32 protein-coding genes are annotated in these 24,706 nt (G+C 33.8%); 13 read left to right on the top strand and 19 right to left on the bottom strand.

Annotated elements, in window-relative coordinates; all coding sequences use genetic code 11:
- Positions 1–57 precede the first annotated feature (57 nt).
- Entirely contained in the window at positions 58–261 is a 204-nt protein-coding gene (locus AC3WVA_RS28015) for a helix-turn-helix transcriptional regulator (RefSeq protein ID WP_098682809.1), read from the bottom strand.
- A 250-nt stretch (positions 262–511) separates the two neighbouring features.
- On the opposite strand from AC3WVA_RS28015, the gene AC3WVA_RS28010 reads away from it, so the two are divergent.
- Entirely contained in the window at positions 512–847 is a 336-nt protein-coding gene (locus AC3WVA_RS28010; protein ID WP_353771845.1) for a helix-turn-helix domain-containing protein, read from the top strand.
- A gap of 18 nt (positions 848–865) precedes the next feature.
- Here the strand turns inward: AC3WVA_RS28010 and AC3WVA_RS28005 are convergent, their stop codons facing one another.
- The 3 genes from AC3WVA_RS28005 to AC3WVA_RS27995 form a co-directional block, all read right to left on the bottom strand.
- A complete protein-coding gene (locus AC3WVA_RS28005) occupies positions 866–997 on the bottom strand; it encodes a hypothetical protein (protein WP_269062143.1) in 132 nt (43 codons plus the stop codon).
- 146 nt (positions 998–1,143) lie between these two features.
- Complete coding sequence (locus AC3WVA_RS28000; RefSeq protein WP_316252165.1) at positions 1,144–1,299, bottom strand: hypothetical protein; 156 nt, start codon at positions 1,297–1,299, stop codon at positions 1,144–1,146.
- Complete coding sequence (locus AC3WVA_RS27995; RefSeq protein ID WP_492322390.1) at positions 1,296–2,522, bottom strand: AimR family lysis-lysogeny pheromone receptor; 1,227 nt, start codon at positions 2,520–2,522, stop codon at positions 1,296–1,298. Before AC3WVA_RS27995 ends, AC3WVA_RS28000 begins: the two co-directional genes overlap by 4 nt.
- A gap of 561 nt (positions 2,523–3,083) precedes the next feature.
- Here AC3WVA_RS27995 and AC3WVA_RS27990 point away from each other — a divergent pair.
- The 5 genes from AC3WVA_RS27990 to AC3WVA_RS27970 all read left to right on the top strand — a co-directional run bounded on the left by AC3WVA_RS27990 (position 3,084) and on the right by AC3WVA_RS27970 (position 7,152).
- Positions 3,084–3,401, top strand: a complete 318-nt coding sequence (locus tag AC3WVA_RS27990) for a helix-turn-helix domain-containing protein (RefSeq protein WP_492322389.1) — start codon at positions 3,084–3,086, stop codon at positions 3,399–3,401.
- A gap of 314 nt (positions 3,402–3,715) precedes the next feature.
- Positions 3,716–4,198, top strand: coding sequence for a PH domain-containing protein (locus AC3WVA_RS27985; protein WP_492322388.1), 483 nt, complete (start codon positions 3,716–3,718; stop codon positions 4,196–4,198).
- 24 nt (positions 4,199–4,222) lie between these two features.
- Positions 4,223–4,963, top strand: coding sequence for a ribonuclease (locus AC3WVA_RS27980; protein ID WP_492322387.1), 741 nt, complete (start codon positions 4,223–4,225; stop codon positions 4,961–4,963).
- 367 nt (positions 4,964–5,330) lie between these two features.
- Complete coding sequence (locus AC3WVA_RS27975) at positions 5,331–5,915, top strand: hypothetical protein (RefSeq protein ID WP_492322404.1); 585 nt, start codon at positions 5,331–5,333, stop codon at positions 5,913–5,915.
- Between the two features lie 79 nt (positions 5,916–5,994).
- Positions 5,995–7,152 (top strand): FRG domain-containing protein, encoded by a 1,158-nt coding sequence (locus tag AC3WVA_RS27970; protein WP_492322386.1) that lies wholly within the window; start codon positions 5,995–5,997, stop codon positions 7,150–7,152.
- Positions 7,153–7,479: 327 nt separating this feature from the next.
- Here the strand turns inward: AC3WVA_RS27970 and AC3WVA_RS27965 are convergent, their stop codons facing one another.
- The gene (locus AC3WVA_RS27965; protein ID WP_492322385.1) at positions 7,480–8,067 is read right to left on the bottom strand and encodes a GNAT family N-acetyltransferase; all 588 of its coding nucleotides are present in this window, start codon (positions 8,065–8,067) and stop codon (positions 7,480–7,482) included.
- A gap of 1,565 nt (positions 8,068–9,632) precedes the next feature.
- Here AC3WVA_RS27965 and AC3WVA_RS27960 point away from each other — a divergent pair.
- From AC3WVA_RS27960 to AC3WVA_RS27940, 5 genes are all read left to right on the top strand, one after another.
- The gene (locus AC3WVA_RS27960) at positions 9,633–10,460 is read left to right on the top strand and encodes a ParA family protein (RefSeq protein WP_492322384.1); all 828 of its coding nucleotides are present in this window, start codon (positions 9,633–9,635) and stop codon (positions 10,458–10,460) included.
- On the top strand, positions 10,453–10,812 hold the full coding sequence (locus AC3WVA_RS27955) for a hypothetical protein (RefSeq protein WP_000369031.1): 360 nt from the start codon (positions 10,453–10,455) through the stop codon (positions 10,810–10,812). The genes AC3WVA_RS27960 and AC3WVA_RS27955 overlap by 8 nt, the downstream gene beginning before the upstream one ends.
- A 106-nt stretch (positions 10,813–10,918) precedes the next feature.
- A complete protein-coding gene (locus tag AC3WVA_RS27950) occupies positions 10,919–11,203 on the top strand; it encodes a DUF5388 domain-containing protein (protein ID WP_492322383.1) in 285 nt (94 codons plus the stop codon).
- A 132-nt stretch (positions 11,204–11,335) separates the two neighbouring features.
- On the top strand, positions 11,336–11,821 hold the full coding sequence (locus tag AC3WVA_RS27945; RefSeq protein WP_492322382.1) for a restriction endonuclease: 486 nt from the start codon (positions 11,336–11,338) through the stop codon (positions 11,819–11,821).
- Positions 11,811–12,368, top strand: coding sequence for a DUF4652 domain-containing protein (locus AC3WVA_RS27940; RefSeq protein WP_492322381.1), 558 nt, complete (start codon positions 11,811–11,813; stop codon positions 12,366–12,368). Before AC3WVA_RS27945 ends, AC3WVA_RS27940 begins: the two co-directional genes overlap by 11 nt.
- 112 nt (positions 12,369–12,480) lie before the next feature.
- Here the strand turns inward: AC3WVA_RS27940 and AC3WVA_RS27935 are convergent, their stop codons facing one another.
- From AC3WVA_RS27935 to AC3WVA_RS27920, 4 genes are all read right to left on the bottom strand, one after another.
- The gene (locus tag AC3WVA_RS27935) at positions 12,481–13,071 is read right to left on the bottom strand and encodes a DUF3967 domain-containing protein (RefSeq protein ID WP_492322380.1); all 591 of its coding nucleotides are present in this window, start codon (positions 13,069–13,071) and stop codon (positions 12,481–12,483) included.
- A 335-nt stretch (positions 13,072–13,406) separates the two neighbouring features.
- A complete protein-coding gene (locus AC3WVA_RS27930) occupies positions 13,407–13,895 on the bottom strand; it encodes a hypothetical protein (RefSeq protein ID WP_317461009.1) in 489 nt (162 codons plus the stop codon).
- 19 nt (positions 13,896–13,914) lie between these two features.
- A complete protein-coding gene (locus tag AC3WVA_RS27925) occupies positions 13,915–14,460 on the bottom strand; it encodes a replication-relaxation family protein (RefSeq protein ID WP_492322403.1) in 546 nt (181 codons plus the stop codon).
- On the bottom strand, positions 14,432–15,727 hold the full coding sequence (locus tag AC3WVA_RS27920; RefSeq protein ID WP_492322379.1) for an FtsK/SpoIIIE domain-containing protein: 1,296 nt from the start codon (positions 15,725–15,727) through the stop codon (positions 14,432–14,434). Before AC3WVA_RS27920 ends, AC3WVA_RS27925 begins: the two co-directional genes overlap by 29 nt.
- A 299-nt stretch (positions 15,728–16,026) precedes the next feature.
- Between AC3WVA_RS27920 and AC3WVA_RS27915 the strand changes: the two genes are divergently transcribed.
- Both AC3WVA_RS27915 and AC3WVA_RS27910 read left to right on the top strand, forming a co-directional pair.
- Complete coding sequence (locus tag AC3WVA_RS27915; protein WP_000467326.1) at positions 16,027–16,248, top strand: helix-turn-helix domain-containing protein; 222 nt, start codon at positions 16,027–16,029, stop codon at positions 16,246–16,248.
- 94 nt (positions 16,249–16,342) lie between these two features.
- Complete coding sequence (locus AC3WVA_RS27910; protein ID WP_492322378.1) at positions 16,343–16,699, top strand: YolD-like family protein; 357 nt, start codon at positions 16,343–16,345, stop codon at positions 16,697–16,699.
- 38 nt (positions 16,700–16,737) lie between these two features.
- Here the strand turns inward: AC3WVA_RS27910 and AC3WVA_RS27905 are convergent, their stop codons facing one another.
- The 10 genes from AC3WVA_RS27905 to AC3WVA_RS27860 form a co-directional block, all read right to left on the bottom strand.
- Positions 16,738–17,538 (bottom strand): GH25 family lysozyme, encoded by an 801-nt coding sequence (locus AC3WVA_RS27905; RefSeq protein WP_492322377.1) that lies wholly within the window; start codon positions 17,536–17,538, stop codon positions 16,738–16,740.
- Positions 17,538–17,750: a hypothetical protein gene (locus AC3WVA_RS27900; protein WP_098823172.1), complete on the bottom strand. Its 213-nt coding sequence runs from the start codon at positions 17,748–17,750 to the stop codon at positions 17,538–17,540. The genes AC3WVA_RS27905 and AC3WVA_RS27900 overlap by 1 nt, the downstream gene beginning before the upstream one ends.
- A gap of 2 nt (positions 17,751–17,752) precedes the next feature.
- Positions 17,753–18,241, bottom strand: coding sequence for a phage holin family protein (locus tag AC3WVA_RS27895; RefSeq protein WP_492322376.1), 489 nt, complete (start codon positions 18,239–18,241; stop codon positions 17,753–17,755).
- Positions 18,242–18,285: 44 nt separating this feature from the next.
- Positions 18,286–19,242, bottom strand: coding sequence for a tyrosine-type recombinase/integrase (locus AC3WVA_RS27890; RefSeq protein WP_492322375.1), 957 nt, complete (start codon positions 19,240–19,242; stop codon positions 18,286–18,288).
- Between the two features lie 358 nt (positions 19,243–19,600).
- Complete coding sequence (locus AC3WVA_RS27885) at positions 19,601–20,365, bottom strand: hypothetical protein (RefSeq protein WP_492322374.1); 765 nt, start codon at positions 20,363–20,365, stop codon at positions 19,601–19,603.
- Positions 20,366–20,436: 71 nt separating this feature from the next.
- Entirely contained in the window at positions 20,437–20,607 is a 171-nt protein-coding gene (locus AC3WVA_RS27880; protein WP_492322373.1) for a hypothetical protein, read from the bottom strand.
- Between the two features lie 67 nt (positions 20,608–20,674).
- A complete protein-coding gene (locus tag AC3WVA_RS27875; protein ID WP_375868484.1) occupies positions 20,675–20,809 on the bottom strand; it encodes a hypothetical protein in 135 nt (44 codons plus the stop codon).
- Between the two features lie 2 nt (positions 20,810–20,811).
- Complete coding sequence (locus AC3WVA_RS27870; protein WP_492322372.1) at positions 20,812–21,138, bottom strand: hypothetical protein; 327 nt, start codon at positions 21,136–21,138, stop codon at positions 20,812–20,814.
- 10 nt (positions 21,139–21,148) lie between these two features.
- Complete coding sequence (locus AC3WVA_RS27865) at positions 21,149–22,996, bottom strand: hypothetical protein (RefSeq protein ID WP_492322371.1); 1,848 nt, start codon at positions 22,994–22,996, stop codon at positions 21,149–21,151.
- Positions 22,997–23,050: 54 nt separating this feature from the next.
- Positions 23,051–24,694 carry a phage tail protein gene (locus tag AC3WVA_RS27860; protein WP_492322370.1) on the bottom strand — a complete coding sequence of 548 codons (1,644 nt, stop codon included), beginning with the start codon at positions 24,692–24,694 and terminating at the stop codon, positions 23,051–23,053.
- Positions 24,695–24,706: the final 12 nt, after the last annotated feature.

The raw sequence follows: 24,706 nt of genomic DNA, 5'->3' as shown, positions 1-24,706 counted from the left end.
GAAAAAATCGAACTTAACATTTAAAAAAATATTGATTTTAACGTTATTAAGTTCGATTTATTCAACCCTTTTAAATAGATCTTCCACAGGTACTGAAAATACTCTAGAAATAGCGAAAGCCGCTTCTTTTCCTGGTGATTTAGTACCCTTAACATATTCACAAACCGTGCTTTTAGAGCGTTTTATCTCTTTAGCTAGTTGTATTTGTCTCATTTCATTTTCATCAAGCAAAGCCGACAATTTTTTGTTGTCAAAAATCATTTTCCTGTTCACCTCGCTTACAAATAATACTATATCAAAAAGTTCGAAAAAAGTGAACTATTTTTTAAAATTTTTTTATTTATTTTAAATCCTATAATTTAATTATATAAATTTTGTATTCCGAAAAAAGTTTGCTCCGAGCGAACTTTTATAATAAAATGTACTTAATTACTGTTATAGTTAGTTAGTAACACACTTACACATTATCAAATGTACATTATTATAATTTATATAAAAGGGTGGAACTCATATGCGTGGGGATAGGGTAAAACAATTAAGGAAAGAAATGAAGTGGACACAAGAAGAATTAGGGAATCGTATAGATTTAAAGAAATCAACAATATCAGAGATAGAAAACAATAAGAAAGACGCTGGCAGAAAAGCTATTACAAAAATCGCTACAGCTCTAAATTGTACAACTGATTATTTGCTAGGGCTATCTGATGACCCTCAATTAAGCGGGGATCAATATTCTGATTTACGAAAGAAATTTGATGTATTACTTGAGAAATTAGAACAAAAACCTAAACATGAACAAGAGATGCTATATAAAATGATGCAAGCAGCCCTTGGTTCAGATGATTAAATGATTGTCAGCGAAATGCTAACAATCATTTTTTTTGTCCATAATGTGTAACTCTATATTAGAAACTTCTTGTTTCTTGTTCTCATCACTTGTGATTTCTCCCATTACAAGTGTCTTCCATAATACTTCAGCTAAGCTCTCTTTTTTCATCCCTAAAACCCCCAGTTTTATCTATGTAGTTTGTGAATAATTCACAATGTTTTCTTAAATATAGAATTTGATATTTAGGAAATATCCCTAAAAACAGCGAATGCGATTGCCTCAATAGAGACAATCGCATTCAAACTATTTATATATTAACCCATGCCACCGCCGGGTCCCATTTCTGAATATAATACTACTTTCGAATCATCCTTAGCGATTTGCTTCGGTTGTTCTTTGTTGTCAGCAGGAGCGAATAAAAAACCTCCAGCCAACGCTACGCTTGTGATTAGCGATAAGATTTTTTTCATTTAGCATCACCCATATATATTATACCATTTTTATTAAATTCTACCAACATTTTTCTCGGCAATTTACAATAAAATCTATTACCTTCGCACTCGAACATCGTGAGTGATTTTTCTATAAAACTAACATCGCTAGTCGCTACTCCTAAGTAGCAATATTCAATAGGCATTAAATATCCATTTTTCTCTTTTAATCCGTTCAAAATACTTTCAGCCAGTTTGCAATCACCTTTCCTGATAGCTAGGAACGCTTCTTCTGCAGGATGGAATATCTGTATATCATGTAGATCTACATCATTAACCAATTTGATAAATGCGTGAGTATTTAGGATGTTTTCTCTTCTTTTTATAGTTCTTTCGAAATGGCATTCTCCTAACATTTCTAACGATTTGTTAATATACCATGTGGCTCTTTCGTAACTTTCGAAAGTATAGGATTCTGCAAGGTATACTAAAGCTGATGCCCTTAAAAGAGAAAAACAGTTTTGTTTGTCTTCTAAATTGAGTATTTCGTGACACAATTCCCTCGATTGATCGACGTTATCCTGCATTAAATATGCGTACGACAACCCTTCTTTAATTCTTCCTGCGTATGCTGTTCTGATAAAATCATCTGAAATCTCTTCTACTTTCGGCTGCAATACTTCGGCATACTCAAACAATGAATTGAATTTTTCTAAATCGTACATCGTATAGAAGGTTAATATTCCATATAAAACTTTCATTTCTTGCGTCTTAATTACTTTACTTCTCTTACGTTCTTCTAATTTCTCTAACAAAACCTTCCCACTAACGACACCCTTGCTTCGCATCCATACCAATTCGTATACATAAGCCCATTCTCTATTCATCGCCAACGAGGACGTTTTTTCTCTATCTACAATTGATTTTAATAATTCCAGGTCACCTTTAGCATTCGCGTACTCCATTGCGATTCTCATGTTTTGTTTACTTTTTGTAACAGAACAAAACATATGCAGCATCTCTTTTTTCTTTAAAACGTTATCATTGTACAAGATGTTAAGTAACTTAATCATATTCCAAAAGTTAAATTGACTCTTGCCGGATAAGTTTTTTGATAATGAACCTCCAGAAATACCTAAATCTTTTGCAATGTCTTCTTGATTCCTTCTTTGGAAATCAATTTCATCAATAAGGTTACCTAAGAACTTTAGTAATGCTTTTCTTCTTAATTCTTCTTGTTTTTGTTTAGGTGTCTGATCCATCAAATTTGCTCCTTTTGGAACAAAGACGCTTCGCTCTTTTTTCTCAAATTCTAAACAGGAAATTCATACCATAGTAATGCTTTAGTAATATCGGCATGTTATAATGTAATTGTTACTCATGAAGTGACCGAAAAGAGACTTATGGCAGATGTTCCCCTGGTGAGTCGGGCGAACGGTGTAAGAGTGCTGCGAACACTACTTATACACGCTGTGAGTCTTTTTTTCGTTCCGGTTATTTTGTATTCATAATAACACAAATTTCCCAAAATTCGGTCATGGAGTTATCTGATTTTTGTTGAGAAAGTCTGATAAACGCTATATATCAACGTTTATCAAATGTATTAGATAACAAATATGCAATTTTGCATTTTCATTTAAAGACCTCACATGCATATATTACCATAAAATCGAACTTTTGTTCTAATTAATTTTATAGTGATTCAAAATGAGTCATCGTATATATTTAAAGTCACAAAATTAATCGTTTTATCCAAATATATACCATCAACTTCCTTCGTTCGCTTATAATTGTCACAGATAAAAAAGGGCGGTGAATAGTCATTGCTTAGCGAACGACTGGTATATTTTCGCAAGAAAAATAAATTAACTCAAAACGATGTTGCTCACCATCTTAATGTTGTTCGTTCAACATATACCAATTGGGAAGCGGGACGATCAGAACCTGATGTTTCCACTCTAATCAAGATTGCTGATTTATATAACATTAGCTTGGACAACCTGGTTGGTAGAGAATATCGAATCCCACCACAAGTCGAGGTCATATTAGACCAAATTTCTAATTTAGACACAGAACCACAAAAGAAAGCGCTAAACCTCTTAGTGGAATATACATACTTGATAAAAAAGTATTTTATGTAGGTGTCACACTCCTTATTTTGACGCATAAACATCTTTACACATCAAGATAATGTGAATCTCTGTTGAAGATTCTAAAACGAAATACGAAGCGTTGCAGCGCTCAATATTTCAAATTAAAGATATTGTATTTGAATCCATCATAAAAGAAATCATTTCCATTTTCTAGAGGTAAAATTTTACAATATTTTACCAATTTATCCAAAGGGAGCCTCGGCTCTCTTTTTTTATTTTTGTTCGACAAAATATGACAATATTATGATAGGTTGTTTGCTATGATTAGCTCGAAAATCTTACATTTATAAAGGGGATATTATATGGCTACTCCAAAATACACTAAAATTGATGAGCGCTTTGGCGTTATTGAATACCCGGTTACACTAAACGAAATGGTTGAAATATCTAAAGAATTACCTAAAACTGAGCGTAAGTACTATCAGTTTGCTTTCGATGCTTTAAAGAAGGTTATGAAGGCTAAAGAAAATATCCATTACTTTGAAGTTGCTGATCCAAAGTTAACCAAAACAGGATTCATCGTTGTCGGAGAACATAATTTGTATCTGGTTATGATGAAAGGCGGCTTATTTGGTGGTGCTGAAGCTGAAGTAGTGAAATATAAGGACATTAAGGATGTTGATTTTGATATTATTCAAGGTCCGTTCGGTATCTCTCTTATGAATACAGGGATTATTTATCTCGAAATAAAGAAAATGTTTGGAACTAAGAAACGTACGATCCGTAATATTCCTGATTACAATGTTGATGGAGTATTAAAGGCTATTCGAAATAAATTGAAATAGTCAATACATATTGGAGGTCACAAAATGAAACGTAAATTACTTACAGCATTAACTTGTAGCGCATTACTTATGGGATTAGCAGCATGCTCATCTAACGAAACAGCAAGTACTTCTAATGACTCTAAAGCTGAAGAGAAAGCACAAAAAGAATTGGAAAAAGCTCAGAAAGCTGAAGAAAAAGAGAAAGTGAAAAAAGAAAAAGAAGAACAAAAGGAAGCTGAAAAGCAACGTAAACAACAAGAAAAAGAAAAGAAAGCTGACGAAGAACAAAAGAAACAGCAAGAAAACTCTAAGCCAGTTGCAAATGCAGATAAAGTTACATATGAAAACGAAATTAAGCCTACTATTGATTCTATGATGAACGAATTCGATAAAATATGGAATCAGGAGTGGAAACCTATATGGAGTCAAGCTAGTGCAGACGCAAAGTCTTTAGATCCAAATGTTTTAAAAGAAAAAATGACTATTGTTGCAACTAAATATGATGAATTATCTAATAAAAATACAGCATTTAAAGACACTCAAAAGATACAGGATCCTGCATTAAAAGAGAAACTGGATAAATTTAGAGTCGACTTTGGTTTAGCAATAAATTATAGAAGTAATGCTGCTAATGCTGTAAATCAATGGCTAAAAGGATTAGCATCTATGGAAAGTAGAATGGAAGAATCCCAAAAATCAATTAAGCTTTCAGATCAAAAACTTATTAATGCTGTAGCTAGCTTAACTGAGGTAGAATCCAAATTAGGAGTAAGCCGAAATTAGGTACTCGAAAGAGTGCTTTTATTTTGCAGATTAATACATATATTTGGGAGGACTGCAAATGAAATTATCTAATAAAAAACTGATTTTTGGTGGTATAGGTATATTAATCATACTTTTTATAAGAGGTCTATATAACAGCCATAAGATGTATGAAGCCACAACTGAACCCTATAGGACTTTTGATGTAGTTGGTGAAGCTATCGCCGGAACACTATCATGGTTCTGTATAATTACTCTTATTGCATCAATTATTTTTCTTGTTATTGCCTTGGTTAGAAAAAAACAATTGGTAAAAGAGAAGCGTCCATTTCTGCGACCTTTGATTACATTTGGCGTTTCTGCTATATCTTTTATCTTGCTGATCATAATGGGAATGGTATACGCTCTTGACCATTATGCAAGTAATGAACAGGCCACTTCACAGCTAAAATCCGAAACCAATTATCAAGAAACAGATAATAAATCTAAAGAGATTGATAAATTAAAAGGTGATATATCACTACTGGAAAATCAAAACAAAACTCTAGATGCTGAAGTAAAAAAACTAAAAGAAGAGTTGGCTAAGAAAGAACAACAAGTACCACAAGAACAGCCTAAAAAAGAAGAAGTAAAACCCGAGCCTCAACAACCTGCTTCTCAACCGGAAAAGAAAGAAGAACCTAAGCAACAACAACCTGCAGGCTCATTTACAAATCCAGTTAAGGATATCAATAAAACTGAAGCTATAAATAAGGTGAAAGAAAAAGCAAAGCAGGACTTCAAAGATGATTACATGACTCAAAACTTTGTTGCTAATGAGCAAACTAAAGCGTACGATTTCTTATATGGAGTCGAAATAAAATCACAAGAAGAATTAAATATTATGAAAAACGCATTAAAAGATTTCCCTAATGATTTCATGACAGCTAAGTTTGTTTATGAAGAACAGATGAAAGCGAAAAATCAGCAATAATAGAGGTTATGGATAAGGTAGTGAAGTAGACAGCGGCACTCGAAAGAGTGCTTTTATTATTTTAATTTTGGAGGTTATCATGGAAATTTCTAAAAGATATTCAAAACGAGAATTAAAAGGTCTTCCTACACCTGAGGAAATTGTAGTAGAGGATTTATCAAGTTATATTCAATTATTCTCCAATGGAGAATTTACAAATAATTATTTTAGAGGTGAACCCACTAATTATCGCGATACAATATCTTCAGGTTTAAGAGATGTATCGTCTAATATAGGATTTAATGCGCAAATAGAACCACATACAGACGTTCCATTCCTTAGTATGAAAAAAGAATTCAAAAGAGAAGTTTGGTATAAGTTATCTTCTGATGAACGAATGCACTTTTCGGCTTTTTCCCAGCATCATGGGATTCCAACAAACCTTATTGATATAACTACTTCGCCATTAGTAGCGTTATATTTCGCTTGTCAAAATTTCAAAAACATACAAAGTGGTAACGATCAATTTGATGAGGACAAAGGATTTGTATACTCGTTTGAAGATAAGTTCGTTGATATTACGGATGTTTTAGCTAAATATGAAGATGAAAATATATTAGAAGTATTCGCTTATGATCGAAACGATATATTTATAGACATGTACAATTTATTCTTAAAGTACGAATCAAAGTATCCTAGTGCATTTTACAATCATTTTAAGAACTTAATACAAGAACATCACGAATATTTCAGCAACTACTTTGATTATACTATCCCTCAAACTCTTGAACCATATGATAATGAAGCATATAAATTATACATATGGGATTATATTCACAGTCTTATAGAGAGTGAACGAAAATTAAAGGGGTATTATCGACAAATAGAGGATGTTTCCCCTGCAGTTTTTTTATACACCGCTTACCTTCAATTATTTCTAAATAATATACTAAGTTTTAGCACAACAATTTGGTGGTTTAATCTTATAATGCCCGATTTCAAATATGCACCTATATTAACTTTTGAACGCGGACGTAACCAGCAAGGATTATTTATATATCAAACATACTTAAATTACATTGAAGAAACATATGATACCCCAATTGCAACACTTCAAAGAGTTTGGCCTAATAAAATAATTGTTATTAACAACAAAGAAAAAATACTTAAGGAACTTGACTTTATGGGGATTAACGAAAAATTTATCTACGGTGGTTATGATCATATCGCTTCTTACATAAGAAACAAATTTCAATAAAATATAGATTTCGTTCACTTTTACGATACATTTATGAAACATTCATATGTTACGTTATATAAGTCCTTTTTTAGATCATTTTCATTCTGTCAAAAAGTCCTAGTCCCCTCTAGGACTTTTTACGTTTAAATAAAGAGGTAACATATTTCTCAATGACTTACATTACTTAACATGGTAAAATAATATTTGGATTGGCGTCCAATACATATTGTTAAAATTAAAGTGGTTCAAGTCGGAGGAAGGCACCTTAGGGTGTCTTTTCTTTTTGTATTATGACTTTTATAAGGTAGCATCAATGATTTGCTTAAAGTATGTTTTGACCCCCTATTAAGTTTTAACACCAGAATCACAATATTTATACGTCATTCGATTTGATTTAAGAGAAATATTCTCAAACCCTAATTTGCAATAAAATGAAACTAATTCATCTTGATTTAGTGCATTTCCTAGTTTGTATACAGAAGTACAAGCAGTCAAATATAGTTCCGAAAAATCCTGAGATCGCCCCCAAGCTATTACTTTTTTCATCATATATGTAGCAAATCCTTGATTTCTATATTCCTCATTTACATTAAGCTTTTTTATCTCTGCTTTGCCTTCAGCAATTGATCCGAATTCTAATGTTCCAATAAGTTTAGCAAAACTTTCATCTCGAAGCTCAAATCCTAAATCAAACATCCATTGCTCAGCAGGACGATCTAGCTTATAAATATAGAGTGCAGTAGTATGAATATCATTCAATAAATCAATGATTATATAATTAGTAGTATCTTTTAACAAAATATGAGGATATTCTTCACAACGTATATTACTTCTTCTTTGTTGTACATCTCTTTTTTTATAAAAAGAAAGTTCCCTCTGTAACTCATCTAATTCTCTCTGTAACTCGTTTAATTTAGTTTTACGAAAAAACATCAATGTCCTCTCCCTTTTATAAATTAAAATCCAAGTTAAATTTCACGTACTATATCTCATGTGTAAAACCTAATTCTGCAATAAGGACTATTCTACCATTCATCCCCTTATCCTTTAACCAAGTAAATAGTAAATCCTTTATTTATTCCTCTATCTTAGTGAGTAGGTCCCCCAGGAGTTAAACAATCTTAAGTTTTTCATCTTTTCTTCGTAATTAAGCTTGACTGAAGATCTTGAGGGTTTTTATCATGTGGGAACGAATATGGAACACGGCTGGAAGGCAGATTTATCCCCTACTTTAAAAGATCACAAAAAAAGTAATCAATCAAAATAGATGGATAAGCGTCTTGTTTTCGCCATGCGGTCACTTATAAGGTATCCGTATGTATAGACCCTGTTCACTCAGCGATTTTCACCGCATACATCCTTTTTCTATGGCTTGTCCTTGTAATATCGTCCCTACACGACAAACTGAATGTACTCCCTAGCACCGTAATGCTAACGATAACCACCCGAACCTTTTAGAGAATAATCCCTGGGCAAGTTCTCGCCCTCCCTCACCAGAAGAACAGGATTCCAATGAGGGGTGCTGTTTTTGTAGGCGCATACTCTGTACCCCCTGCACGACCAACAGCCAGCCACGCCGTAACACGTTCCCTCTATATAGAAGCACGGAATTACGGCTTATCAGTTTTTATTTACGTGGTATCAGGCAATTCCACGCGAACAAAAAACAAAAAGGCATCCTAAATCCCTAAATGACCTGTACATTCACAAGACTTCTAGGATTAGAGATGCCCGTTATATATCTTTTGGACTACAAAATAATCAAAACTAGCATTTACTAGTTGATATTTATCCAAACAATAGATAAAATGGGTATATCAAAGAAGCCTCGTGAAAAGGCATAGTTGTTTAAGGTTAGTGGTGGTACACTACTTAAACGTTAACACTGTCGGTTAATACAGTTTATATCTAGACAAGTGGTGGTACACTTGCTAGAACTTAGTCACTCTCGTTAAAGGTTGGTAGCCGTTAACATTTGGGAGTGGCTTTTTGTTTTGTGTTCATATTCAGTTGTTTTTAATTTATCTCTTTCGATCTTCATGATCTTCGTTTATGTAAAATAGCAAATTGTGTTTTGTTTTGTAGATTTATGCTTGTTGTTTATTACGTTACAACAAGCTTTTTTGTTTGTAAATGCCTCTATAAGCCTGTTACATTCCCATCTATATAAAAATCCAAATTCATTTTTATACTTTTATAATTTTATACTTTTATAAAAAACTAGTTTTTCAAAAATAGAATGATATATTTTTTATAAATTTATATTTTTATAAAAATATAAATTTATACTTTTATAAAAAATAAGCTGATAAACCTTGGCAATACAGTATTTTAAAAATACATTTCATAAACTATCTTCTATTTGTAGATTAATATTAAACTTTTTATAAAAGTATAAAAGTATAAATTTATACTTTACCGTAGGTATGTTGTGTTATAAAATCAAATTATAAATTTATAAAAGTATAAAAAAACTTTTTTTTACGAGGTGACGGAAAATGTGCAAGGTTATCACAACTGGTAACTTCAAAGGTGGGGTTGGAAAGACAACCAACGCTGTAATGTTAGCTTATACATTCGCGAAACAAGGAAAGAAAACTTTATTAGTAGATTTAGATCCACAAGCAAATGCTACTGATTTACTATTCAACACAATGAAAAAAGTATATTCAATTGAACCGGAATTTAAAAGAACATTAGCAATGGCTCTTATAGATGCGAACTTACAAAGTGCTTTGATTAATGTACTACCTAATTTGGACTTGCTTCCTTCTTATGAGGATTTACAAACATATGAGAAATTCTTGTTCAGAAATTTTGAAGATGACTTCTCACAAGATACATATTTCGCAAAACAGGTAAGTACAATCAAAGAAAATTATGATTACATTTTTATTGATGTGCCACCACAATTAAATAAATTTGCAGATAGCGCCTTAGTCGCTAGTGACTATGTAATGGTTATTTTACAAACGCAAGAAAGATCATTAAAGGGTGCTCAAAAATACGTTGAACATGTATTTTCATTAGCAGATGATTACAATTTACCATTAGAAATTATCGGGGCATTACCTGTACTAATGCAAAATGGGAATGAAATCGATAAAGATATTCTTCAAGAAGCAGAAGAGATTTTTGGCAAGGCCAATGTATTCAGTAACATCATTAAACAGATGGCACGTTTAAAGAGATTTGATAGAACGGGAATCACTTATAATCTGAAAGATGTTCATGATAAAAACGTTCATACTGTATACCAGAATATTGCTGGTGAAGTCGAAAAAAGAATCGAGATTTTGGAAGGAATGACAACAGTAAATGGATAACAAATTGAATATAGATAAAGAACAACTTGGAATGAGAAGAAAGAAAACTGAAGGGTCAGTAACCTTCACACCAGAAAGCAAAGAAAATCAGGAACGTAGTTTTCCTGACGACGATAAGCTCTTTGAAAAACCGAAGAGAAAACTTACTACGAAAGAGTTACCAAAATCTTTCCGTGTCTCATTAGAGACACACACGGCAATATCTACACTGGCTACAATTGAAGATATGAAAATTTATGAAGTAATAAATATGTTAATCGAAGAAAAAGTCGCTTCACTACCTGCGCCAAAGCAAAAGTTAGTGAAAAACGCTGTAAAACAAGTGCTTGAAGTGAAGAAAAGTCGAGAATAGGAATGAAGTTAAACTTTATTCCTATCTTAATAAACACATTTATACTTTTATAAATTTATAAAAGTATAAGATTATAAATTTATAAAAATAAATAGAGGTGATACCTTTGGATAATAAGAACAATTCATTTGTAGTAACCGTTACACCTATCACTGACGATTCAGCTTCGAACACGGAAATGAAATTGCAAACACCTGAGAAAAAAAGTTTTAAAAACCAACAAGGTAGTATTAAAATTCCTAAACAATCCAAAGAAGAACTTGAAGCACTAATGAAAATTACCAACAAGAAATTTACTCACGAAATCATTGATTTACTTATAAATAGTTATGTAGAAAAAGAATTAACTGCAGAGCAGAAAAGGAAATTTAAATTACTGACCGAAATTTAAACAATAGTAGTTTCCACGCTTAAAGTCTACTTGACGTTTTATAGCCTCATAAATTTTTAAAGTAGTAATGTTCCGACAACTACATTAAAATTACAGTGGTAGGAAATAATAAATGGTATGGGGGATTTTTTTATGATTAATTGGTCTGAGGTAAATCCACGTCATTTTGAAAAATTTGTTTATCATGCTTTAAGATATATGAACTTTACTAATAGGAAATGGTTTGGTCGTGGTGGCAGTGACGGTGGACGTGACGTCTGTGCTACCTGGTGTGAAAACATACCATTTGGATTAACTTACGAAAGGAAATGGATTTTTCAATGCAAAAGATGGAAAACAATGCCGACAACGTTACAAATTTATGAAGAAGTAACAAAAGCTATATCACATAGATTTGATCATTGGGTTATGGTTATACCTCTAGATCCTACAGCTAGTGTTATTGATTATGTTTCAAGTTTAGAAAAAAACTTTAGACACGAACGAATTAAGATTGACATAATACCTCTTGCACAGATTGAAGAAATTCTACATACTTATCCAGAATTGAGAAATGTATTAACAGAAGGCTATTTACTTACGCAAAGTGAAGGGAGCGATATGATAGATGAATCTTAAATATGATAGTGATGAGCGAATTATTTATATTGTAAATGAAGATGAATCAGAAGAAGTTTTAGAGGCAGATTCACCCTCAGATATAGTTGTATCACCAGATAAAACAAAAGCGGTATATATTGCACCTCTAGAATGGGAAGCTTTAGGAAGTTTATATGTTTATGATCTTTTATTAGCTGAAAACAAAAGAATAATTGCTCCTGATAATAAAGATCATATACCTAAAAAAGTTATTTGGTTAGATAATCGAAATTTAGCTGTGATTATTGGTTATGGATTTGGTACAGTTTCTATTGGAGGGAATATATTTGTATATGACCTGATCGATGAACAAATAAAACCCCTTACAAAATATGATAACCATATACAAGTTACTGACATGGTATTAAAAGAAGGTATTTTAGAACTTGAAGGGATTCAATACACAGATGACGCTTTGAATGAATTTAAACGTTTTAAAGAACAAATTACCTTACTTAGTATTGATGGTGAAATTAGGATAGCAGAACCAAACACACAAATCAAAAAAAATGGTAGTTACTTTTAAATTAATATGTGATAGTTATAGCCTGTTTGATTAGTGCTTTTCAAGGAACATACGAATGGATAGAAAAGTGTATAATTCTACTTTTTTATCCATTCGTATTTTACACAGACCATTACCAGAACCGCCACCACGGCTTTTTCTTCTCTTTCGCAGCAGCAACCTCATCACGAAACTCCTGCATCAATTTCTTCGTTTCCTGCATCTCACGTAGTGTTTTCATCAGTGTCTCGTCTCGCGCTTCCAAACGTTTTTCCACTCGCTCATTATGCGCTTCTACGCTCGCTTTAATTTCCTCGTTACTTTGCTTCGCCTGCTCACTCAATCGCTTCTCCATCGCTAACATGCTTTGATTCATTTCTTGCGCCATAACGCTGTACTGTTCCTGTAATTGCTGTTTAATGTGGAATGGCACTAAATCCGTTTCCTCAGCCTCTTCTTGAATTAGATCCGGATTAACTTTTTCTATTTGCTGCGCAATCATCTTCGCTGCTTTCTCTAGCGTCATACCGTCATGCTTACTGAGTTCAATTAATCTCTCAATAACTATAATGTCACCTTCTGAATATTCCCGTCTACCGCGCTTATCTTTCTTTACTGCGTATCCTTCGCGTTGCAATACTTCCATGTACTTTCTAAGGGTGCTATCACTTATTCCTATTCGTTTATATACTTCACTAGCAGAATAAACAATTTCGTCCGTCATAACGTCACAACACCTCCTAGTGACAGTATTCCATGATGTTTAGGGAATTCCTGCAAATAAAAAAGCCCTAATTAGGGCTTAGTTGTTAAATTTTATACTTAGGACCTAAGGCCATATAAATATAAGAATTACTACAAAGACAATAAGTATTATTCCACATCCCATTAGTGGTTGCCCTAGTTTAAATCCCTGTCTATTAGATATTGAACCTGCAGATATAAGAAACAAGCCGCCCAATATAATAAATACCATGGTGAAAATTATCAAATTCATCCCCCTCAAATTCTGATACACCCATTATAATTTATTTAATTCATATAAAGTTTATTAAAGCTTTATATCGCTTTAGCAATTTCAACAAGTAATCTCATAAACAATGGAATCATTTGAACCACTATATAGCCAATCCCTGCTCTTGAAATAAGCGAGAATCCCCGTTCCTGGCTACCTACCATAATAAACAACCCACCGCATAACGCTACAACGGATGCAATTGGATAGGACACTGCTTTAATTAGGAAAATAACCGGTTCAAATGCATTTACAATACGATTGTATAACTGGCCATCTATATAATTCTTTATTGCCCCGTCTTTGGATTGCACATCTTTAAAGACTTCATTTACATCTGGGTTATTGCCATCCGCAAATACATGCGGAATATCTATAATATTGCTGAATATAATAGCACTACCGATCACTAATGAAACGCGCACTGCGACAGGTGCGTATTTTTTTGCTTTCTTTTTGAACAAGCTCCATTTTTTCTTTGCTCCATAGTTACCATCCATAAAATCCTTGATGCTCATTGTCTCTGCTGCCATATGGACCATCTCCCTATTTTTAATGGAAATCAGTAACCGTAAATATGTTGCAATCCAATCCCTCACAAAGCTTCTGAAGTTGTTTTCTACGATATTCCGTCGTGGTGTACCAAATAAACTTAGGTGTCTTTTCAAACACTTTGCATTCAATTAATTTACGATACTTCTGCATCTTGATACGATTCGCGCTCATCTTTTGCTCATGATCCACCTCTACAATGTGATAACGGCCATTATCCGTAAATAGTGCATCTGCAATTATGGAAACGATACCTTTTACATTCATTTTCACTTCCTGTTTCCACGTTTTCGGGCATTCGTAAGCAATGTAGATGTCATTTCGCATGATGTAGTGGCGGAATTGATTCGAACGCTTGAGTATTTTCTTACTTCCGATACGTTCCCGCCCTTCTTTGTTGAGATAGTAAACCTTCTCCCCATCCCTAAAGCTAGACACATACTCTTCAAGACTCTTCATCACACGCGAAGCATTTCTGTCACCGCCAAGGTCGTGGAGTACCTGGATTTGCTTCCTGCTAAGAAAGCCGAGTTTCTTCAAGCTCAAGAGTATACTTTCCGTTCTCGCTTCCTTCATGGCTAGTTTTTGCATCTTCATGCTCCTTTCTCGCTCTGATGTTGATGTGTGGCTTTATGATGTTATCTATTTGCTTATTATCGATATAAACCGTCTGCAGGACCTTCTTCTCATTCGTTTGATATATAGCCCTTCCCTTTATGTTGGGAAGACTCTCTGCGCCGCCCTCATCTAAAACGGCACGGCTACCTGCTTCTGTCTGTAATCTAAAGCAAACACGAGCACCAATATTTTGACGTAGCTGCGATGGCAAAGCTTCATTTGTAGGGTACTGCGTCGCATATACCAAGCGGAATCCTGCCGCCCTGCCACGACGACCTATATCTACAATGATGTCCCTACACTCCTGATATGGCGTCATGTCGGCTGCTTCATCTACAATGACAAAGTATCGTACTGGATCCCCGCCTTCTTTTATATCTTCGTATCCTTTTTCTAGTAAGTATTCGTTTCTAGCATTCAGTTTATCTTGCAATTCCCTTAGAGTTTCTAGGGCTTCCTCTGGATTCTTCGCAATTGATTCGACCTGATTTAAGAATCTGTATCGGTTAAAAGAGAGGCCACCCTTCAAATCTATAAGGAATAGCTTTATATTTTCTGATTGGTTGCGAACCAGTGATGTAATAATCAACTTCAATACATTTGATTTCCCCATATCCGTCATGCCAGCAGAGATCATGTGCGATAACTGGTCAAAGTCGTGTTTCACTAATCCATCCCTTGTATAACCAATAGGTACTTCCCATCCTCTGCACTGCCTCATCATATCTTCTTCAAACTTCACAAAATCAGGAATCCCTTTTTCATAAACTCGTATTTTTAGCAATCCATCGTAAGACAGCTCAATTTCCTTTCTAACGAGTTTTTTCTTGTTTATGATGTTTTGTATTTGTTTTAAAATATCTTTTCTTAGGCGAAGAGATTTGAAGTCTTGTAGTTTGAAATCATAAACTTTGCTCTTGTGGTTTAATCCATCCTCTAAATGTTGCATCTTTTGCTCGAAATCGGAGAAGCTAAGACCAAGTGGAATCCTATATGCATATTCAACTCCCCAATCATTTCTTGTTTTGCGAAGCAACTGTATAGTCCTGGTTTCTTTTCCTTCTTTTACTTTTAATCCGCAGTTAGCGCAAATTCTTTGAATCTTAGAAGCGTCATTTGTCGCTCCTTTTTGATGCATTTTTGATAGAAAGACTACACCACCAACTGCAGCTGAACTTACTAACTCAAATATCACAAACTCGCACCACCTCTCATGTATGTTTTAGCAAAAACAGTCCCTGCTAATTAGAAGAGAGAATAATAGCTATGAATCATTGAAAATACTAATCTTTCAATGTCTGAAGCAGTATTCTGCAAACGAATTCTATTCAGAATAGGTGAAACGAAGTTATAAAAGGCTAGCAATTTGGAACTGAGAATCGCAATTTGTTTGGTATGGTAAAAAGTATTATGTACTGTTTGGTCTTTATGTCAGTTTTTTTCTCGTGTTTAAAAAAATGACGAAAAGGGCAAGCTATTCACGAGGTGGTAAAGGTGTTTGGATTAGGCAAAAAACGTAGTAAATTTGGTAAATGGCTAGACAAGCAAGGGATCACACAAGGGGAATTGGAGAAGGCCGCTAAGTTAAGTAGGGGTACAATTTCGAAAGTGTGTAACGATAAAGAATACACACCTAAATTTTCGACTATATCCCAAATAACAAGGGGATTGAAGAAGTTAGGAAAAAATATAAATGAAAATGAATTTTGGATGTAGCTTCGTAAAAAAACGGGGCTATTTTCACGCTTTAAAAAGAACGTACGTTCGTGTATAATAAGTATAAATTACATACACGAATCGGGGGATCATCATGGAAAATCAAAGTTGGGGTGCACCAAAGTTACGCGGGAGAGGAATGATAAAGTGGCAACCATTTGCCAGTATGCCGGAGCAATTCGCGGGAATTAGAGAGATAATGGGTGAGTTAAACAAAGTACCTAAACCAATTCTTACGCAAGATACAAAGGAACGTATTGAACGTGCTCTAATTGATTCCATGCAGAGGCAGGAAGATATACTTATTTCATTTTATCGGGATGGATTTATCAGCAATATGTACATAACTGTTATACGAATTGATTTACATACTAATATGGTGCATTGCACAGATGCATTTAATTTAAACACTGAATTTAAGTTTGATGAAATTGTTGATGTAACTGAATAAAAAAAGAGGGACTCCCCAAATGTGGGGAATCCCTCTTTTTATTTAACTTCATACCACCAACCTTTTTTATCCAACCAACCTTTCATACCATTTAATTGTGCATCACTAGTTGGTTCTGTAACGAAATATGTTAAACCATCAGATTTTAAGTTAAATGTAGCTGTCATTTTCAAAGAATTTAAAGCCCCCATCACATCAGGAGTTTCATACGGTGAAAATGCTCCTGTTTGAATGATGTTTTGTTTAGGTACCTCCGCTTGTACTTGCTCCTGTGCCGCTCCAGTAAACCATGCTAAAGACTTATTTCCTATAAGTGAATTAAGATCACATTTGCCGATACCAGGTACATTTCCTGTTTCAGTGTATTGCCAAATATCGCAAGGATATGCGGGTTTATTACCACCATAACGCGGAATCCAAACGAAATCACATTTCACATTTGCCATACCAAATGGAGCGTACATATGATGGCCAACATATAAACCAACTTTCTTAGCGCCTAATCGGTATAACTCATTGATAAAGGCTTGTGTCCCTGTTCTCATATCATCCATTGTTTTCACTTCTACATCAGCTACCCAAACCGTAGCGCTCTTGTCACCACGGTTCCAGAAGTCTTGCGCTTCTTTCTTTGCATCATTAATCGATACAAATCTACAGAACGCATAATTGCCAAAAGGAATATTACGAATCTTCATAGCGGCTACATAAGATTTGTATACTGGATCCACGTAGTTAGAACCATCTTGTACACGAGCAATTACGAAATCTATATGTTTTGCTGCCGTATCCCAATCAGGACTTCCATTCCATTTAGACATATCAACAATATATCCCATTACTTATCCGCTCCTTCATTTCGTTTATCAGCAAACCATCTGCCAGCTGTAGGATTAGATACAACACCTGCAGCGATCAAAATGTATAAAATCATATCTACGTATTCTTGATATCTTCCTAAGTTAAAGTGAGGAACAGTATCCATTAATACCATCCCTACCAACGCGAATAATGCTACCCATAATCCATAATTCTTGAATTTCTCTTGCATCGTTATTTCCTCCGCTTCCTTGTATCAGAACGTTTTATTTTCGCTTCAATTTCACTCGCTACACTTTCTAATAACCATGTTGGAATCCATTTGTCCCAACCAACACGAACGCAATTAGCTGTGAAACTATTGAAAATGTGATATGTTAAACCGCCAGTTACCATAAAGAAAAAGAAATCAGGTAATTTAAAAGCAATATCAAACATGTGAGCTAAACATGGCAATAAAAAAAGCACCACGGTACGCGCGATGCCTTCAACTCCATATGCCGATGAATACGACCCATCTAACTTTGACGCTTTACTTCCGGTAATCCAATCGAGTGCAACAACCATCATCAGAATGAATATCCAGATTATATTAGTTTTTCCATAAACCAAACTTAGGAACGTCCCTACTCCACCGCTTACAAATGAAGCTGCTTTAAATTGTGCTGTATTAAAAATATCGATTATATTAAGACTTCTGAAAATGTCATGAACTCGCTCCAATTGTTCACCTCCTTTTATATAATAAAAAAGACACATTTGTGTCCCTACTTAAAACAACTAACATCCATACCGAATATATCTGCAATATCATTCTCACTACGATCTGATAAATAAGATTCAGTTGTTGATACATCACTATGATTAGCTAGAGATTTCAGTTTCTCTAACGGTATGCCTTGTTCACGAAGATTATCAAGTCTAGAGTGGCGAAAAGCATGAGGGTTGATTGTAATAACTTTTCCTTCTCTTTTACTTAACATTTTGGATAAAATATCGCACCAGTAATTAAAGGTACTCTTATTGACTACTCGCTTTTCACCATTTCTATATGTCTTCACAAATAACTGATTGATACTGTCTTCACCTCTGCCTTCAAGGTACTTCAAAATTAGAATTCTAGTTCGCTCGTTATAATATAACCTGAACTTCTTACTTCTTTTTCCCACTACAGTATTTGTGTAATATCGCTCTTCTAACCCTTCTTTTAATACCTGATGTACTTCATTCTTTCTTGCTGCACTGTAATAAGAAATCGCTAGATAAACAGCAATAAGCGTTTGATTTTTCTTCTCCAACTCATCAAGTAACCATTCAATCTGCTCTTCTTTTAAAAATGTAATTTCTCGAACTGGATTTTTAGGTAAACCCTTTACCCTTGAACCGATATTAAATTCGTATTCATAATCATCATCGTCAGCACAAAATTCTAACGAGGACCGTAACGCACTCATTAGTCCATTAACGCGAGCATTAGACATGTCCATCTCTTGGAATACGATACAAAGATTACGAATATCTTTTCTGGTCAATTCTGTAATATGTTTATTATCAAAATGCTGATAAATTAAAAACAAAATGATTTTTAAATCCCACTCATATTGTTTTAAAGTGCTTTTCGCCTTACCTTGCGCTTTCTTTTCAATCAGGAAGTCTCTAATTAGGTTTTTATTATCGGGGTTAACGTATTTCTCATAAATTTCAGGATCTACAATTCGTTTCACTACAACCACCTCCTGAGAAAAATAAAAAAAGCATGCCACTGCATACTTTTTATTAAAAGCCGTATTTTGTTTAAATTACTGCATTACCGCAAATACTGTGTCGATTATAATTATCCAAATAACTGCCGACGCTATACCGCCTAGCACTATAGCTTTTCCAAATTTATTTTCATTAACCATATTCATAATATCTACCTCGCTTAGATAAGTTTCGTATAGATTATATTAGTATTGTTAAATCTTAATGGTTTCTATGTGAATTTAATGTGTTCAATTTCTTGCAATATAAAAAGAGAAGCGAAGTCGCTCCTCTTAATTTATGAATTGAATTTACTAAAGTCCTTATCTACTAAAAATATTAGAATAAAGGTTCACCTTGTAGAGATGATTGTATAACCCGTTTATCTTCAAAACCATATCTAGCTAAAACTAATTTAACTAATTCTACTATCCATTTTGGAGCATTTGGAGCAATATATATATTTTCAATTAAGGTTTCTAGATTAACTGGTATATAATCACCGTAATTAAATGACTGACCATGATAATCAATCCTACCTTTATTAATTGGAATTTTATTAATTAACGCTCTCAATTCCCTTTCATGTTCAAATGATTTTTGTTTGAACACAAAAGGAGACAATGTGTTTCCAAATGGAATAGCATCTTCTTCATAATTAATATAATTAACTTTCCCTATAAAAATAGGATGTTCTACTTCAGAAACGCTTTCACAAAGTCTACTAAATGTAGATTGTATCGCTATCCCTTCATTACTTTTCAAATATAATTTCCACATTGCATCTGATTCGTATTCATTCATATGCCAACAATTAATAATTGTCCACTCTTTATTCTTTTTATTAAATTCGGATGACTTTACAATAATATCTAGTGCACCTTGCGGATCTACATCACTAAAAGCTTCATTATAAAAATCTTCACGCAGCTCTAATGTTTTTTTAGTATTACTTCCTTCAAACGGATCTTCAAATTTATCTGCCCTTGTGAAAAACAAACTTCTACGCTCAAGAATATCAATTAATTTAGTAAAATCCATATACCTCCAAATTTTAACTTTTTCATTTACAGGTTTTTTAAACAAAGGATGTTCTTCGTACATAGATTCTCTCCTCTCTACAGTTCAATATACTGCAGAGAGGAAACATATCCAATATCTTTTTAATAAATATTTCATTTGACGCTAGAAAATGAAACCCATTTATCTTTTAAATATATCCATCCAATAGGACTATTACTATTTTCATTAAAATTTATATCTATGACATAATCATATTCACGAGGTTCTTTAATAGTTTTTATAAATTCTTTTACATCTGTAATTCCATTTCCGTATTCATACATAATGAAATCCAACTCCTCTCCAAAATAAAAAAGCCTGTTGCTACACGCTTTAATTTCAAATTCACAGTTATAACGTTATTTGTGGAGTGATTAAGATTGCATCCACCTCTTGCTGTGTAAAATAACCTTTTGTGGCACAAGCTCTCACATATGTTTCGTCCGCTTTTCTCATAATCCACATATTTAAAATAAATTGATACATAATTACTTACCTCCCATTATTAATTCCATTAATGCATTTTCTACAGCCTCTAAACGCTCAAGCGCAGTTGGTTTTGATTGTTTTTCTTTCCAGTCTTGTCCTGTCCATTCCCAAACTCTTGTCAAATCTACTGGTGCAATTAATGTTGAATTTGGTGGTGGCTCATAAGTTACTACTGTTTCGATATTGCCGTCAGGATCATGTATCTGTGCTTCAATTAGATCAATAAATAATTGTCCATCTGGTGTTTTATACTGCTTAATTTCTTCTATATCAACAAATTTAATGTATATTTTGCTGTTATCCCATACATAATATCGTCTCTTCATAACATTCACCTCAAATTTTAATCCAATATGTGTCTGTCTTTTTCAAGCGTACATATTGACTTTGGGTTAACTCAATTTTTGAACCAATGTTTAAGAGGTCAGGTCCTGTTCCTGTATTATTTAAAGTGAGATTAGCCGCCCCAGCAACGATGAGTGTAATTTCTTGCCCTAACTTTGCACCGGTAATCTTATCGATACTACCTTGTACATTTTTAAACATGAATGGGTACGTTTCGTTAATCGGATTGGTATTTTTATTTATGAGACTTGAAACATTAAACTCACCGTTTATAGTACGTGGAGTAACGTTTATATTCCCGAATGTTCTTTGATTGTCGACAAATGATAAAGGCATGTTTCCGAATGATATTCCACGAATTTGGAAAAGTGAACCATCATAACTGTTAAGAGTTGTAGTCACACGTTGTTTGCCTTCAAAGTCTTCTGCTAATTCAGCGATGAAAATAGAATAGGCATTTGGTAATGGATCATTTCCGTAATAAAATTTAGCGTTACCTGTAGCCGTTATACTGTTTGCATGGACTTTCGCGTTGATTACTCGATATCCCATGTTAATACCACAACGTGTTGGATAAGTAATTGGATTGTTAGCAACGATAATATTAGCTTCTGGGTATGTGGATTTGTCTATTGTTTCTATATAAACACCATCTCCAGGTATTCGTTGACCAGGCCATGCAATATTATTTCCAGTTACAGTCAATGTTCTTGGATCTTCAATATGAATCGAATTCCAACCAGCTTCGAAACATTGATTATCTGAAATAATGCCAAAGTTACTTTGTTTTACATAAATATTATGACATTTGGAATCTGACTTTAGACGATACAATTGATGGAAGAAGAAATTATCTGAAATAATAAATCCGTCTTGTCCTTCAAAATGAACGTGTGTAATACCTCTCAACGTTAAATAACCGTGACACCCCATAAATTGCCAATCACCGTGCTGATTGTAACGCCAATTAGATGAAACGCCTTCGTGCCATGGTTTCCAACTAGTTTTTGCGCAATACTCTACATTAACAAAAAAACAATCCTTTATTTGAATTCTAGCTGTTTGTTGATAAGGGACATCTTCAAATAGCGCTTCCCCATAGACAGCACGATGATAGTTTTCAAAATAACAATTTTCAATTGTTACACAACGTGTATTTTGAATTACAATCGCATCCGTTATATTGTATTTATCATGTATAAATCTAAGGCCGACAATTCTAGTAAATAAATCAATAATATTATTATCATAACTAGGGTTCGGTCTTTCTACGGATTTAATCTTAATTGTTCCTTTTAGAGTTCCTGGTCCTGTTATCGTTATATGCGGCGACTTAATTAGAACTGTTTCAAAATAATAAGTACCGTATGGGATAAAGACCGTGCCCCCAGCAAAAGGGAAATTAGGGACAGTATTAGCTATATAATCAATCGCGTCTTGAAATGGTTTTGTATTATCAAACGCCTCATCTTCCTGAACTGTTTTTGCCCCATACCATGAAATGTTAATCCCGTGACTTTGAGATTCTTTTGCCAGTTTTTCGATTTTTTCTGCAAGATTTACTGCATTTAATTGTGATTTATTTAAACGTTCTCGTAAATTAACTGATGTAACTCCAAATACATCAGTTCGTGCATCAATAACTTCTGGATTACTGTTACCACCCGCATTGATTACAAGATTGTCCACACGGCTTTGCAGTTCCTTGGATACTTGATCGACAAATGAATATTGTCCGTTAACTGCATTTTCTATATCCGTTAAATTTTGATTGTATTCATTCCGAAATAGACGTTGAAGCCATGTATTACCAAAGCGTCTTAATTTCAATAGTCCCAATTATTTTGCACCTCCCTAAAACTCCTATAAAATTCGTTTTTTAATAGTTTTTTATTATCCTTCAAGCCAAACACGGAATATCCGTGCATATGCTTTCTTTCCTGCTACTTTATTTCTCATTCGTAAATAAAAGGCTTCTAATTCACCATTTGGGACACCCAAATCATATATAAGTTCAACACCATTGTTTTGATTAGGGGGTGATGATTGAGTCGATGTAGCTCTACTTCTTATAGTGCTACCATCACCATCAACTATCGCAATTTCAACCTCACCGCCAGCTTCGGTGAATATTTGTGCCGCCAATTTAACATATCTTGTTTTATGTTCAAAAGTATAGAATTGGCAATTATCTAAGACATCATGGGTAGATGTTAACCACCAACCATCTTCCGTAACGTTAATTCCACGGTATGGAGGGTAGTGACCAGCGATATCAAATCCATACTGGATAGCACCACCAATAATAGTTGCGAATCCATCATCACGTTCAATACGAATAAGACCACGATGAACATCGAGGCCTCCTGCACCAATATGGACGTATCTGTTTTTATCTTCTGGATCTATATACCAAACACCCGTGTTATCCGCAAATGTTTCAGTATTCATATACAAACGTTTCAAAGCTAAATTTAGGTTTCCACCATCATCTAACAATTGCTGCACTTGTTTCTGTGTTTGTTGAAATTGAACCATTATCTGACTTCTAGTTTTCAATTCCTTAAAAGATGACAATTCAACAATTGGACTAAATGTTTTATCAGTTGGATCGTCCACCATTTCTACTATCCTAATCTTTATAGAAACATCAGCCTCTTCATAAAACATATATACATAATCTCCATAATTAAATTCGTGTAGAGGCAGACCATTTTCTATAAGGTTTGCAATAGATACATTAAATTTAGTTTCTGGAACATCATTTATTTCTTCTTTTAACCTTTGCAACATTGTTTCTTTCGAGTTAAAACGCTCATCCTCAACAGGTTTTTGATCTATAACTCCGTATACTTTTGCTAATGGCGAAGTATATTCCACCATAAATTCTTCTTTTGTTGGCTGCTCTCCAGGTTTGTTAGAAGGTATTTCTTTGCTCCCGTATCCACGTATATAAGTAGCAAAGTTATTCATATTGGTCTCTTCTCCGAATGTTTTTAAATTATGCCCATATCGGAACTGAGCGTCAGTTTCTTTGCCAATCTGATTTTTGAATGTAATAGTTTTACTTTTATTATCAATTGAAAGCTCAGCCTTATAACGGTTTAATGCTGTTTGTAATAAAGATAGTCTTGAATCTCTTCCGAAATTTTCAAATCTCGTCGCTTCGAATGCGCCTTGATTTATATATTTCCAACCAGAATCTTTAAAAATAAAATCCATACATTGTTTAAAGTTTGTGTATCCATCAAGTTTGTCATATTGATATTTCATAAAATCATCAAAAAATATGTGAAGACACGAAATCGTTTTTCCGTTATGTCCTGTTTTATTAATTCCTAATATGATGTATTCGTCACCATATTTATCTTCAATCTTCGCTCGCTTATCTAGCAACTTGTACGCATGAGTAACATTTTGAGTATTATATTGAAAAAAAGAAAGAGAGTGTTCCCCATTCACCCTCCTCTTCCTTCTAACATCTTTATAATCAGTTAATAATTCTTTTTGTCCATTAATTCCAGTAACTGCAAGCATAATCATCAATCC

The sequence above is a fragment of the Bacillus sp. EB106-04-02-XG92 genome (assembly GCF_058791995.1).
This window is presented reverse-complemented; position numbering and strand designations above follow the sequence as displayed.